The organism is Dyadobacter sp. Leaf189 (genome assembly GCF_001424405.1).
Lineage (GTDB): Bacteria > Bacteroidota > Bacteroidia > Cytophagales > Spirosomataceae > Dyadobacter.
On sequence record NZ_LMPS01000006.1, the window covers coordinates 593360 to 607563 of the forward strand.

The 14204-nt window shown below is 48.9% G+C and carries 13 protein-coding genes; 4 read left to right on the plus strand and 9 right to left on the minus strand.

From position 1 onward, the window contains the following. Positions 1–137: 137 nt before the first annotated feature. Positions 138–1520, plus strand: a complete 1383-nt coding sequence (locus ASG33_RS21065; protein WP_056290159.1) for a FlgO family outer membrane protein — start codon at positions 138–140, stop codon at positions 1518–1520. Here the strand turns inward: ASG33_RS21065 and ASG33_RS21070 are convergent. Both ASG33_RS21070 and ASG33_RS21075 read right to left on the minus strand, forming a co-directional pair. After that, positions 1517–1990 (minus strand): DUF6644 family protein, encoded by a 474-nt coding sequence (locus ASG33_RS21070; RefSeq protein WP_056290165.1) that lies wholly within the window; start codon positions 1988–1990, stop codon positions 1517–1519. The two genes, ASG33_RS21065 and ASG33_RS21070, sit on opposite strands and share 4 nt — an antisense overlap. After that, on the minus strand, positions 1990–2343 hold the full coding sequence (locus tag ASG33_RS21075; RefSeq protein WP_056290168.1) for a DUF6152 family protein: 354 nt from the start codon (positions 2341–2343) through the stop codon (positions 1990–1992). Before ASG33_RS21075 ends, ASG33_RS21070 begins: the two co-directional genes overlap by 1 nt. Positions 2344–2465: 122 nt before the next feature. On the opposite strand from ASG33_RS21075, the gene ASG33_RS21080 reads away from it, so the two are divergent. Next, positions 2466–3008 carry a DUF4468 domain-containing protein gene (locus tag ASG33_RS21080; protein ID WP_056290172.1) on the plus strand — a complete coding sequence of 181 codons (543 nt, stop codon included), beginning with the start codon at positions 2466–2468 and terminating at the stop codon, positions 3006–3008. Here the strand turns inward: ASG33_RS21080 and ASG33_RS21085 are convergent. Further along, entirely contained in the window at positions 3001–3831 is an 831-nt protein-coding gene (locus tag ASG33_RS21085; protein ID WP_056290174.1) for an SGNH/GDSL hydrolase family protein, read from the minus strand. The genes ASG33_RS21080 and ASG33_RS21085 overlap by 8 nt on opposite strands. Before the next feature lie 131 nt (positions 3832–3962). On the opposite strand from ASG33_RS21085, the gene ASG33_RS21090 reads away from it, so the two are divergent. Further along, complete coding sequence (locus tag ASG33_RS21090) at positions 3963–5474, plus strand: glycoside hydrolase family 32 protein (RefSeq protein ID WP_056290178.1); 1512 nt, start codon at positions 3963–3965, stop codon at positions 5472–5474. Positions 5475–5549: 75 nt separating this feature from the next. Here ASG33_RS21090 and ASG33_RS21095 read toward each other — a convergent pair whose 3' ends face one another. Next, complete coding sequence (locus ASG33_RS21095; RefSeq protein WP_162242766.1) at positions 5550–5963, minus strand: DUF4345 domain-containing protein; 414 nt, start codon at positions 5961–5963, stop codon at positions 5550–5552. A gap of 186 nt (positions 5964–6149) precedes the next feature. On the opposite strand from ASG33_RS21095, the gene ASG33_RS21100 reads away from it, so the two are divergent. Further along, the gene (locus tag ASG33_RS21100; RefSeq protein ID WP_056290183.1) at positions 6150–7367 is read left to right on the plus strand and encodes an MFS transporter; all 1218 of its coding nucleotides are present in this window, start codon (positions 6150–6152) and stop codon (positions 7365–7367) included. Between the two features lie 17 nt (positions 7368–7384). Here the strand turns inward: ASG33_RS21100 and ASG33_RS21105 are convergent, their stop codons facing one another. The 5 genes from ASG33_RS21105 to ASG33_RS21125 all read right to left on the minus strand — a co-directional run bounded on the left by ASG33_RS21105 (position 7385) and on the right by ASG33_RS21125 (position 14163). Further along, positions 7385–9922: a glycosyl hydrolase family 95 catalytic domain-containing protein gene (locus ASG33_RS21105; protein ID WP_229238769.1), complete on the minus strand. Its 2538-nt coding sequence runs from the start codon at positions 9920–9922 to the stop codon at positions 7385–7387. 41 nt (positions 9923–9963) lie between these two features. Further along, a complete protein-coding gene (locus ASG33_RS21110; RefSeq protein ID WP_056290186.1) occupies positions 9964–11883 on the minus strand; it encodes a sulfatase in 1920 nt (639 codons plus the stop codon). Positions 11884–11899: 16 nt separating this feature from the next. After that, positions 11900–12892, minus strand: coding sequence for a bestrophin family protein (locus ASG33_RS21115; RefSeq protein ID WP_056290188.1), 993 nt, complete (start codon positions 12890–12892; stop codon positions 11900–11902). Between the two features lie 104 nt (positions 12893–12996). Then, positions 12997–13893: an AraC family transcriptional regulator gene (locus ASG33_RS21120; RefSeq protein ID WP_056290193.1), complete on the minus strand. Its 897-nt coding sequence runs from the start codon at positions 13891–13893 to the stop codon at positions 12997–12999. A gap of 27 nt (positions 13894–13920) precedes the next feature. After that, complete coding sequence (locus ASG33_RS21125; protein ID WP_056290196.1) at positions 13921–14163, minus strand: Atu4866 domain-containing protein; 243 nt, start codon at positions 14161–14163, stop codon at positions 13921–13923. Positions 14164–14204: the final 41 nt, after the last annotated feature.

Here is a 14204-nt window from a genome sequence, read left to right on the forward strand (position 1 = left end):
TTAATTAATGAAGAACGTTCCCTTTTACAACCGCCAAACCTGCTGCCAGGTTCCGCATTCAACCTGCTGCCGATTTTAGTCCTCAAACACTGAGAAAATGCATATCTTGGCAGTATTGAAAGAAATTAAGCGTGACTATGAAACCATCCATTGCCGTACTTCCATTCGTTAACCTCAGCAATGATCCCGAGGAGGAATATTTCAGCGACGGTATTACCGAAGAAATCATCAACGTGCTCAGCCGCGTTCCGGGCTTGCAGGTAACCGGACGAACTTCTTCGTTTACTTTCAAGGGAACGAGCGACGATTTACGTGCCGTAGCCGCGCAATTAAATGTAAACCACATCCTCAAAGGAAGTGTGTCGAGCGCTGGTAACCAGTTGCTGATCAATGCAGAACTCGTGAATGCGGCTGAGGAAACAGTGGTTTGGTCGGAGCAATATGACCGTACGCTGGATGATATTTTTGATGTACAGGATGAAATCGCGCTGGCTATTTTGAGTGCGATCAAAGTGGAGCTTCTCGGCGAAGAACCTGCCGTAACATTTAAACGATATACCAATAATAAAGACGCCTACCAGCTTTACCTGCGCGGCCGGTTTTATCACAACAAGTTCGCCGGAAGCGACGAGTACCACAAAGCGATCAGCTACTTCCAAGCAGCGCTTGAACTGGATCCCACCTACGCCATAGCTTACGCCGGTATTGCCTCCTGTTACCTGAATATGTGGTTTTACAGACATATGCCAGCCGCCAAAGCACTGCCTTTCATGCAGGAAGCGACAGCCCAGGCACTTGCGCTGGACAGTGAAATTGCAGAAAGCTACATTGCATTGGCCCGCATGCGGATGCTCTATGAATGGGATTTTGGCAGCGCGGCAGACGCATTTAAAAAAGCAACCGACCTGAATTGGAATACTGCCGAGCTGCACGTGCAGTTTGCATTGTACTGGGGCCTGCTGGGCCACGCTTCCATGGCGGAGAAAGAGATTGGGACAGCACTGGAACTCGAACCATTCTCGCTGATCAACAACTTCTATGCAGGTTACGTATACTGGCTTTCGGCTAATTTCGAAAAGGCAGTTGCACAAGGAAGAAAGCTCACGGCGCTGGAACCCAACTTCTGGGGCGGACACATGATCACCGGCGCAAACCTGATTACGATGCAGGACTACGCTGCCGCCCAGGAAGCACTCGAAACTGCATTGGAGATCAATTACAATGGCATTACCCTAAGTGCCTGCGGCGCATTGTTCGGATTATCGGGCGAGCATGAAAGTGCGCGCGACATACTTACTCAAATGAATGCGCTCAGCAAAACGCAGGTGGTTTCCAATTACGATATGGGCATTGTGCACGCAACATTAGGCGATGCCGACATCGCAGTTGAATATTTCCAGACTGCCATCAGTCAGCACGAGCCGCCGATGCTTTTTTTCAAATACATTGTGAGAGACTGGCTCAAAGGATCGCTGCACGATCCGCGTTACGATATGCTGGTGGAGGTAATTATGCACTAATAAGCCAGCAACCTGCCGCACGCAATCACCGCGACCCAGACAGAGATAGAGACCAATGCAGAAAGTCTTGAAGACGCCGGAAGTGCGGTCATTTCTCCTTCGGCTTGGGTGATTTTATAAATGAACCTATGGAAAATCCAGGCATTCAATGCAGCTACCGCAATCAATGCGAGCTTTAACCAGAATGTAAAATCAGTACCCAGCGCCTGTGCATTGGTGATGAAAAGCAGCAGGCCTGATGGTATAATCAGGATCAGTCCACGCTGGGACCAGGGCAGCAGATATTTTGCCATCCCACTCACCGGCAAGTCCCTGGAATAGCCCAGCAGGCGCAGATCAAAGAGAAAAGCTGCGCCCACTAGCATAACTATACCCAGTATATGGATGATTTCCAATACCGGGTACAGGTACAAAGATTGCCTGATGCCAACAGCCCAGGATGATTTTTCAAGCCATTCAAGTAGCTCCACTAGCGCAGCTCAAATTTTTTCCCGTCAACAAAAATGCGTTCCGCCCGCATTTCATTTTTCTCTGTTTTGTGCGGATATGCCACCAGTCTCACATCAGTGCCTTTCGTGATCATATCTGCCGTGAGACCGCGGTCGGTCATGCGGCTGGTAGGCGCGAGAAAAACGGTGACCAGTTCCTTTTTATACTTCACCTTCGCCAGTACATGCGGATTTTCAAAAATCGATTCTTCAATTTTCGTCTTGAATTCAGTCGGTTTGGTCTGATCATAATCTGCCCAGCCGTGGTGTAAAAAGGTAAATGAGGCCAGCAGCAATACGGTACATACCAGGCCAAGCTTTTTCAGGTGAGTCATAACATGCTGATTTTAGTGTAATTAAAGTTAACCAAACTTCTCATCATTTGAAATTAATCGTTGCCAAAATCCGAACCGGAACCTTTTGACTATATTTACCAACCAATCAACTCTTGTAAATTTTGAAATACATTCTCGCACTTTTCTTCTTTATCTCTGCCAGTCCGATTTTCGCCCAAAACGGCATGCTTCCTTTAGACCAGGAAAAAAATATCTATTATTCAGACTCTGGTCAGCCCAAGCTTTCCAAAGCCGAGATTTACAAGAAAATGCAGGATTGGGTTTCCAAAACATTCGGAAACTATCAGAATGCAGTCACCTTTGAAGATGCAGCTGCGGGCAAACTGCGCATCACCAGCTACGTACCTGTGATCCACGCAGACTACGCCTACGTCCGCTTCGACCTCACGATCAGCTGCGCAGACAATCAGTATCAGGCAGTTATCTCTAATCTCGACGGTATCTCCACCATTCACAGCCCGGTGCGGCTCACCGCAAAAGATAATGAGCGCATTTCAGCCAAAGAAGTCTTGATCAATGCTGAAAACAGTAAGAAAAAGAAGGGCGAAATGGAAGATGAGCTCAAACTCATGAAAGCCGATAATGACGGAATCAATACCGCGATGTACAACCTGCTGGGGAGCATCAAGCAGTTTACTAATTAAGACGTTTCCACTTCGCTAAGACCATATCGGCGATTATTTCATATCCTTTGTCAGATGGATGCAGACCGTCGTAGGTCATGTTGATCGCTTCCGGAGGATATGGATATTCGTCTTTTTCAGGATCGAATGGAATGTTGGTATAGTCGGGGTAAGTATAGTTCTGGTACTGGCCAGTCTCTGGATTTTTCAGCCTTTTGAAATTGACCATATTCTCGTGCGTCATCCCGCTTTCGTGATATAAATCCACGACCGACAGCTTCTCTTTTAATCCGATCTCCAGGATCGCATTCGCTACCTGTTCCAGCGTCTGATCACGTTTGGACTTGTAGGATCCATAAGCATTGTTTTTGGCATTATTGATATAAACAAAATCGCCCCGCTGCATGGGTGTGATCAAAATGATATCCGCATTCCTGTTCAGATCGCGCAGTTTGTTAGTAATCACCCTGAACGCACCATACACGGTTGAAGCGCCATTCTGGTTGTCATAATCGGCCATGGTACCGATCGGCTTACCTTGCCACCAGTCATTCGTTCCCAGGAAAATAGTGTAAACATCCGCTTTCACCAGTCCGAGCGACTCGATCCTTTCGGCAATATTAATGGAAGTCCAGCCATTGTGCCCCTGGTTGATGTACTCGATATCAGGATGTTTTTCGGTGATCAGACTGAGGTACCCTTTGGTGACGCGATTGCCGGTTTCGTCTTTGTGATCGTTCAAATAAGTAATGGAATCGCCGATTGCCACCCAGGTTATTTTCGCCGGCGCGGCACTAAAACAAACAGCCGCCAGCAACAGCAGCAGGAAAACACTTTTTTTCATTGGAATAAAGAAGTTCAAGACCGAATAGAGGAATGCATAAGTGCCGTTATTCTACTTATCTCACAAAAATTTCTCGTAAATAGCAAAGTGAAAGCCAGCCGCTTCTCAAACCAACCAAACGCTCGCCGCTCATGAAAAAAGTGCTGCTCCCATTGATCTTCCTCATTGCAATCCAAGCTGTAAAGCCCGCCTTTGCACAGGATATGCAGGAAAAATACCGCCCTCAATTTCACTTTTCACCCAGGTCTAACTGGATGAACGATCCCAATGGAATGGTCTTCCACAACGGCACCTACCATCTTTTTTTTCAGTACTATCCCGATGATAAAGTGTGGGGGCCAATGCACTGGGGGCACGTTACAAGCAAGAACCTAATAGCCTGGAAAGAGCAGCCCATTGCTTTATATCCAGACAGTCTGGGTTACATTTTCTCAGGAAGTGCAGTGGTAGATGCGGCAAATACATCGGGCTTTGGCAAAGATGGTAAAGCGCCGCTGGTTGCCATTTTCACGCACCATAATCCCGTTCTCGAAAAACAAAAAACAGGCAAACACGAATATCAAAGTCTGGCTTACAGCCTTGATGACGGCAAAACGTGGACTAAATACAGCGGCAATCCTGTACTGCCGAATCCGGGAATTACCGACTTCCGCGACCCGAAAGTAAGCTGGTACGAGCCTCAAAAAAAGTGGATCATGACGCTGGCCGCCAAAGACAGGATCACGTTCTATTCTTCCCCAAACCTGAAAGACTGGACGCGTGAAAGTGAGTTTGGTGCAAATGAAGGCGCGCACGGCGGCGTTTGGGAATGCCCCGACCTTTTCCCGATCACGCACAATGGGAAACAAGTGTGGGTACTGATCGTCAACATCAATCCTGGCGGACCGAATAAAGGTTCAGCTGGACAATATTTCCTGGGAGACTTTGATGGAAAAACCTTCAAATCGAACTCGGCAGAAACAAAATGGCTGGACTTCGGCGCTGATAATTATGCAGCTGTCACATTTTCTAACACTGGTAACCGCCGCATTCTGATGGGTTGGATGAGCAACTGGCAATACGCAAACCAGGTACCTACTCACCCGTGGCGCAGCGCGAACACAGTAGCGAGGGAGCTTGGTTTGAAGGCGGTTGACAAAGAACTGCACCTAACTTCGGTACCTGTCAAAGAGCTCGACCTGCTTGCCAGCGGCGGCTTTTCCGAGAAAAGTGTGCAAGTAAAAGGAGAGACAAACCTCACATCCAAAGCAAAAAACAGCACCGGATTGTTCAGGCTGGATTTTGAAGCGGGTTCAGCCGCAGATTTCAGTATTGTGTTGTCCAATAAAGCCGGGAATGAGTTGACGATCGGGTTCGACAAGGCCGCTAATCAATATTACACCGACCGTTCCAGATCCGGCAAAGTCGATTTTGAAAAAGGATTTGGTGTAAAACACACTGCGCCACGCATTTCGAAAGACAAGAACATCTCACTCACGCTCATTGCTGACGCAGCTTCTATCGAGCTTTTTGCTGACGGCGGACTCACCGCGATGACGGAGATCTTTTTCCCTGACGAGCCGATGTCAGAGTTACGCGTGAAGTCTGTTTCAGGAACTACCTTATCAAACGTGAAATATTCGAAACTCAAATCTGCATTATAAAGCTCGGCTGCGCGGGATATGAAGAAGCAAATCCTGCGCAGTTTCAAGTTCCAGCGCATTAGAGAATGAAGACGGCTACCGTTTTGTTTCCTGCGAAATTCGATTTTGCCAAACAACAAAAAGTACCGGCGCCAGTATCTCGACCGGAATGAAAAAATTGAAGGGAAAGGGCGGTAACCCGTAGTTGTAAACCGAGATGAGACGAGCGATACCACCCAAACAAATCACGCCGCAGATGATCCTCAATGCACTTACCTGCTTTTCAATAGTCGGAATGATCGCGTAAATGGAAATGCCCAGACCGACCGAAATCCCATTTAAAAACCTGAGATTACTATCCAGGAGCACATAGTCCGGCGACTTTATGCTCCGGTAAAGCGGATTTTCTATTCCCAATAAACCCAGAATGCCCGTGAGCAGCGGGGCCAATGCCGAAATGGACAGTACGATCTGAAATATTCTTCTGCTGCGCCGATTTGTATCTGACATGCTGTGGTGGATTAAAGCACAATTCGCCGCCAAAGCATTAAAACCGTTCCAATTTGGCGGATGCATTACGTAGCAGCGATCTTACTTTCTCAACCTGCATTCAAAGATGATTACCGGATTTGTCCAATCCTTTCGAAAGATCCTTGCTTAATCAGGTGTTAATCTCGTTTTTTGTTGCCAATAATTATGATGACAAAAGGAACTCCCGCTGGAATCACCACAGGTGCGGCCCAGCAAACTGCCTACTCCGTTCTGTATTCAATCAGTCTGGCGCATTTGCTCAATGATATGTTGCAGGCCGTTATCCCGGCGATTTACCCGCTGATCAAGAACAGCTTTCATCTTGATTTTGCACAAATCGGGATGGTAACACTGGTATTTCAGCTTACCGCCTCCATTCTTCAACCGTTCGTGGGATTTTATACCGACAAATACCCGAAACCATTTTCACTGGCGGTGGGAATGGGCATTTCACTGCTCGGGCTTGTAAGTCTTTCCTACGCGTCCAGCTACTACTGGATACTTGGTTCAGTCAGTCTAATTGGAATGGGATCTTCCGTATTTCACCCTGAATCTTCCCGCGTTGCCTACCTGGCGTCGGGCGGCAAGCGCGGACTGGCGCAGTCCATTTTTCAGTTGGGTGGAAATGCGGGGAGTGCATTAGGACCGTTATTAACTGCGCTCATCGTGGTACCTTATGGTCAGCAGAGCGTGATGTGGTTTACAATTCCTGCGATACTCGCCATATTCATTCTCACCCGGATCGGAAACTGGTACAAAAGCGTTGCACTGCCCAAAGCTGCAAAAGCGATCAAGGAGGTATCTACCGGGCTGAGTCGCAGGAGAGTGGCCATTTCCATGCTGATTTTGTTGCTGCTGATCTTCTCAAAGTACTTTTACCTTGCCGGGATGACCAGCTATTTCACTTTTTACCTCATGGATAAATTTGATCTGAGCGTGAAAAGTGCGCAGATCCAGCTGTTCATTTTCCTTGCTGCAATTGCGGTGGGTACTTTCGCGGGCGGTCCGCTGGGAGATAAGTTCGGCCGCAAATACATTATCTGGATATCCATTCTCGGCGCAGCGCCATTTACACTGCTGCTCCCCTACGCCAATCTTTTCTGGACCACCATTCTTTCCATTTGTACAGGGCTGCTTATTTCTTCTGCATTCTCAGCGATTATCGTGTATGCCCAGGAATTGATGCCGGGCAAAGTGGGTATGATCGCCGGACTGTTTTTTGGTTTTGCTTTTGGAATGGGCGGGCTGGGCTCTGCATTGCTGGGTAAGCTGGCCGATCAAACCAGCATCAGCTATGTGTTTGATGTGTGCTCCTATCTGCCGCTGATCGGCATTTTAACGTATTTTCTTCCCGATGTAGAAAAACAACGCTCAGCCGCATAGCGACTGAGCGTCTCGATCTATTTAGCTGTCAAAACGTACTCTTTGCCTGGCTCTGTCATGAAATCGAACGAAAGCTTATTCAGCGGCTTTTCGGGTTTGGCAGCTGTTTGTATGTTTTTGTAAAAAGGATTGGCATTCTCGCCAGTAGCTGCTTTAAGCGCTTTTTTGTTCAGCTTCAATGCATTTGGAACTGCGATGCGGCAATTCCCGCCCAGTTTCGAGCGAACTGCCAGCCTGGTGATCCTGCCTTTTGCCCAGGTAACATCAAGCTCAAACCCGCCCCTGGCTTTCAGGCCTTTCACCTCACCGGTTTCCCAATTGTCGGGGATCGCCGCAAGTACATTGACAATACCATCGTGACTTTGCAGCAGCATTTCTGTTATGCCGGAGGTACCGCCAAAGTTACCGTCGATCTGGAATGGCGGGTGCGCATCCAGCAGGTTCGGGTAAGTCCCGCCGCCGTTCGCATAGTCGGTACCTTCCACGCCGGTCAGTTTCAACTGTTCGCGGATCAGCTTATAAGCATGGTTTCCATCCAGCAAACGCGCCCATACATTGATTTTCCAACCTTTGCTCCACCCGGTGCCGCCGTCGCCGCGCAGTTCCATGGTTTTGCGCGCCGCCTGTGCGTACACCGGCGTGTATACCGGCGAGATCTGGCGGCCGGGAAACAAACCATACAAATGCGATATGTGACGGTGCTCAGGTTCTGCTTCCTCCCAATCCTTATACCATTCCTGTAAATTCCCCTTCTTGCCAACTTGCATCGGGAACAGCTTGCTACGCTTTTCAATCAGCATCTGGCGGAATTCCGCATCGGTACCTGTCTTTTCCGAGGCTTCGATCAGGTTCGTAAACAGATCCCAGATAATTGCCATATCCATTGTGGTAGCCACTGAAACCGACCCTTTGTAGCCTTTTTCGTCTATGAAGATATTTTCGGGCGTGGTTGCCGGCGAAGTGACCAGTCTGCCGCTTTTGTCTTCTATCAGCCAGTCCAGACAAAACAATGCAGCCGACTTCATGATCGGATAAGCAGTTTTGGTTAAAAATGCCTGGTCGCCCGTAAACTGGTAATGCTCCCACAAATGCTGGCAAAGCCACGCACCTCCCATTGGCCAGTTGGCCCACGACGGACTGCCGCCGACAGGGTTCGCCGTAGCCCAGATATCTGAATTATGGTGCAGCACCCAGCCTTTTGCATTGTAAAAGTTCTTCGCGGTTTCCGTACCCGTCACCTGCATCCTTCCGATCATATCCAGCAAAGGTGTGTGCAGCTCCGACAAATTGGCCGTTTCTACCATCCAGTAATTCATCTGGGTATTGATGTTGGTGGTAAAATTGCTGCTCCACGGCGGTCTTACTTCCCGGTTCCATATTCCCTGCAAATTGGCCGGGATACCGCCCGGCCGCGAGCTTGAAATCAGCAGGTACCTGCCAAACTGAAAATACAATGATTCCAGACCAGGATCTTTCCCGCCTTCCGCATAGTTTTTCAGGCGTTCGTCCATGGGTCTGTCCTGCACCAGGTTACCATTGAGCACCAGACTCACACGATTGAACAGCGACTGATAATCAGCAATGTGTGCATTTTTTATTATGTCAAAAGTTTTGCTTCCTGCCCCTGCCAGATAGCGTTCCACAAGCTCGGTTTCGTTCTTTCCTTCCTTATCTGGACATTTATCAAAACCATTAAAACTGGTAGCGGCAGAAACGAGCAATATCACGTCGCTGGCATTGCTTACATGCACGCCGGCACTGTCGGTTTTTACCTGACCGTCGCTTTCCTTCACTTTCACGCGCAGCTCAAAACGCATCCCCCGGCATTGCGCTGGATCATTGTAAATAACGGGTATCTCCATCGATTGCAGGTAGCTTGGATCGGTATGCGACGGCGCCTGGCCTTTCATAGCAACCTGGTCGGGTGCGATCACCTGCTGGTTGTGTACCAGCGGACTTGTAGCCGAAGCCGTGAAATTCAATGCGCCCTTTTTGCTGGCTTTCAGCCTGACCACCATCACCTGATCCGGCGCTGAGATGAATATTTCGCGGGTATAATCTACTCCGTCGACCGTGAAGCTGGTGAGTGACAATGCATTTGATATATCCAGCTCGCGGCGGTATGCACTGGATGTCCCTTTTAACTCGTGGCTGATCAGCAGGTCGCCCAGCGGCTCGTACGATTCTGTAAACGGGCCCTGGATCTTCTTGGTAAGTTCTTCTGCAAGCTTGTAATCCTCGTTTTCAAGCGCCTTCCGCACCTGCGGGAGGTATTTCACAGCTTCGGGGTTAGGATTCCTGTTCACCGGTCCACCCGACCACAGTGTTTCTTCATTCAGCTGGATCAGCTCCTTTTCCACCCCTCCAAAAACCATCGCCCCAATTCGCCCATTTCCGATCGGCAGTGCCTCATTCCAGTTGCGCGCAGGCTGTTTATACCAAATTTTTAATCCCTGCTGGGCCGCTGCAAACTGGCTGCTCAACAGGATAGTACATGCAATAAATGTAGCGCCGAGCAGTACGCTTTGTTTCTTCCGTTTAAAAATTCGCATCATTTTATTTATTCAATTAAAAAAAGCCGGGTTTGGTAATCCTGTCATTCCGCGTAATCAGGCGTATTGGGGACCAGCCCTAATATTCCTAAAAAGTCCATACAGCCCGCTTTCACCTTGTATGCACGGCTTTTATTTTCATCTCCATACGTTCGCCCCGACTTCTGTACCGCTTTCACTGTATCGATAAAAGGCTGCTTTTCAGGAATGTAGAGCAGGTAATTGATCGCCATCAAAGCCAGTTCTGCGTTGTCGGATTGCATTGATTTTTTCAACAGATCAGCTGCCGGCGCGTAACCGAATAGTTCAAAGGTAATAGCAGCTGCGGTAACAGCTACCGGCGGGTAAGTATCCCCTACCGAACGCTGAATCATTTCCTGGTAAGGCCTTAATAATGCGGCACTCTGCGCACGGAGCCCGAGCATTGCCCAGTAACGAACGATCTTGTCCGGGCTCGATAACAGTTTCAGCTGCTGAACAACCACACTTTTCCCTCTCCTCCCGCAAAGCTCCGCCGCATTCATGATTTCCTTCAAAGCATATTCCCTTTCCGATAACCTGAACTGATAAGGCGTGGACTTGGCTGAGATCAATGCGATTTCATATTCGGGTAAAAACATTACATCGCGCGCGCTGGTCAGGTCAGTGCGCAGCATTGTTCGCATCCGGTCGGCTACCGTACGAGCACGCGGCTCGTCGATCAGGTTTTTTGTTTCCCAGGGATCCGCATGGATGTCAAAAAGAAACTCGGCCGGTCTCGGCGCAAAGAGACTGGCCTGCCAATCATTGAGCTCCTTACCTGCCAGATCCTTCCGCATTTGCTGCTTGATATCCGCAATTTCCATATACCTGATGTAGCGCAATTCAGGCATAAACGGCATGTAATTGCGCGAGTACATATACTTTCCGTCCGTCACGCTGCGTACCATATCAATCCCGTTGTCGGAGCGATCGGATGATAGAATGAGGTGATCCACAGGCGCAGACCGCTGCGGACCGATCAGCTTTCTGCCTTTCATGTAAGCGGGTTGCCGGCCGCCTGCAATGCTGATCAGCGTCGGGGCGAGATCTTCGAAACTGATCAGTTCGTCGGTGATACCGCCAGCCCCCCAGGGCGACAGGTGCTGGTACATCGGCGGGAACCAGATCACGAACGGTACACGGTACCCCAGATCTATTCCGTTTGTCTTGCCTCTCGGAATGCCTTCGCCGTGGTCGCCAAAGAAGAAAATGATGGTACTATCCCTGAGCTTTTCATCTTCCAGCCTTTTCAGCAGCTTTCCGATCTTTTTGTCCGTCAGTTTCAGCGAATTGTACACGCGTGCAAATTGCTTCCGCATCTCCGGACTGTCCCGGTAAATGGGCGGCATATCAAATGCGTCTTCACCAATGCGCTCCTCTTCTGAAAGCTCGGCGAGCACCTCCTTTTCATATTTGGCATAAGGATCCGTCATCGTTCTCGATTGATGCGAATCGTTGAAATTGAACACTGCAAAAAATGGCTGTCCTGCTTCCCGGTTCCACCAGCCCGCTTTTCCCGAGCTTTCGTCCCAGGCATCGGCGATGAACTCCTTTTCGTCGGCTACATTATAATCGGTCTTCGCATTGTTTGAAGTGTGGTATCCCGCTTGTTTCAAATAATAAGGAAAACCATGCATATCTGCCGGAAGCCGGTAATTGCTGCGGTGATTGCCTGTTCCTGTTTCATAGGTTTTCACACCTGTGATCAATGCGGTGCGGCTCGGGGAGCACACGGTACCAGTGGAAAATGCATTGGTAAACCTGATCCCGGCGCCTGCCAGCGCGTCCATCACCGGTGTTTTTGCATCTCGATTACCATAACAGCCCAAGAAATGCGGCGAGGTGTCTTCGATGGTGATCCAGAGTACATTTGGTTTTTTCTGTGCGAGTAACGCATTTGAAAAAACAAACAGCAGCAGGCACAAACCTGTTTTCATTTTCATGATCAGCTTCTTTTTACTAAAACAATATCCCCGCCACAGGCGCAAACCGCTCCGGTATCTCATCCTCATCCAGCATTTCTTTCAGGTCTATCTCGATGTTGCGGACGATTGTAGCCAGCGGCGTATCATTTAAAAGACCTTCAAAAGGATTCTCGCTGATATCGCCGACGTATTCCATAAACATAAATACCCACGAAACGATCATATTAAACGGGATCAGCAAAAACATATAACGCTCTCCCAAATCGACAAACTGCGGCAGCAAGCCAAATGGAAGCAGGGTCATGAAAACGAAGATGAACAGGTTGGAGGTAGTGGCGTACTGCCTTGGAAATGGCGTGTTTTTGATTCGCTCGCTTTTACCCTGCTCGTCGTACAGCTGCGAAATCAATCCCTGCAATGCAACATGCTGATATCCGTCAATGCGTCCATCCTTGCGCAATGCAGCGATGTTCCTGGCCTGGCAGTCGAGCAGTTGCGTGGGCATATTCGTCTTATCTTTCAAATTCGCCAGCTCGTCGGGAGGTAAATGCCGCGCGATCTCTGCGTCACAAATGATCTTGACACGGTTCAATGCAGTCCGTTGCCGCTGGCTGGCTCTGTCTTCATGTTCCCAGCTGGTACGCCTCGCCATCGAGTTGCGCAATGCATACAGCCACGCGATGTGCCGGTAGATGATCTTTCTCACTTCGGCACCGGTCTCATGATCCGAATTACTTTGGGAAAATGCCCGGACAGCCGCGCTGAAAGACCGGCTGTGGTTTGTGATCGCGCCCCAGATCTTGCGTGCTTCCCAGCTGCGATCGTACGATTGGTTGTTTTTAAAACCCACAAAAAAAGCAGTAGCCGTACCTACCAGCGACACCGGCAGCCATGGAACTGCCACCCACTGCCAGCCGAGGTATTGATAAATAAAAATGGCGGTAGATCCAGTGGCGAGCGAGAATAAAACCATCCGCCACGAATAGAAGTAGATGATTACAGGAGACAGGTAACGATTTACGTACATAGTAACAGGAGTTATATTAAGAGAGTGAGTAGCCCTGATAAATGCTGATAATTTATCCAAAGCTACTCACAGAATAAAATGCGCCACGCTTTTTGGCAAAATTCCTACAACCGGAATGCGCCCGGTGTCGTGCTGGTTTGCTTCTTGAAGAAGTGATTGAAATGGGCTGGTTCGTCAAATCCCAGACAGAAACTGATTTGTGAAATGTTCCAGTCGGTATGCAGCAGCAATGCTTTTGCCTCGGCAGCTACCCGCTCTGCAATGTGCGCGGTAGTTGTTTTTCCGGTAGTCAGGCGCACGGCCCGGTTGAGGTGATTGGTATGTACGTTAAGACTCGCGGCATAATCACCGGCAGAGCGCAGGCGGAGTTGTTGCGAGGGTGTTTCAATGGGAAATTGCCTTTCGAGTAAATCTGAGAAAACCGCTGTGATCCGCGCGTTGGCGTCTGCATTCTGGTACAGACTTTCCGACGGATTCATTTTCAAAGCAGTATGCACGATCTCCATGATGTAGTTACGAATGAGATCGAACTTAAATGTATAATCCGAGCCCATTTCGGCCATCATTTTTCTGAATATCGCGTCAACCTGCCTGTCCTGCTCTTCATTCAGCAGGTAAGCGGGCTTGGCGCCGATCTGAAACATCGGGAGCTCCTTGATATCGCCGCGGATTACCTCATTGAAAAATGCTTCTTTGAAAATGCAGAAGAAACCCGTGCTGTTATCAGTGAGCTTCTCGTACTTATACGGCACACTGGGATTAAAGAACATGAGCGTGGTACCATCCACTTCCAGCGATTTGTCTGCGTAATGGTATACGTGCTTGCCGCGCATGATCGATATTTTGTAAAAATCCCTGCGGTTGTACTGTACCTGCGCATTACATCCCCAGTCCCAGTCTTCCAGATTGAACACGTTGAAATGCCCTACGTCCTTTTTCAGATTTTCGGGCATCCAGTTGAACTTGTGCTGGTAAAATTCTTCCAGTGATTCAATTGCCATGATCTTGCATTGTTATATACCTGCAACTCATTTGCGGTAAAATGTGTACCCGCCGTGTTGCAGCGTATTTTCATCGGTAAAATTGCCGTCGGCTTCAAAGCCGGAATCGTCCCAATAATAAATATAATCTCCCGTAATTTCATACCTGCCGGTATACGCACTTTCCCGGTTGCCGCGTGCCTCGTCGTAGCGGCCGCCAGGGAGCAGCTGCTGCCTGATATGTCCGTCGGCAGTCTGCCACATTCCGATATAGCTTGTTTCTGTTTTCATAAGTGATTTTTGGTTTGATGAAATTGGTACCCGCCGGCTGG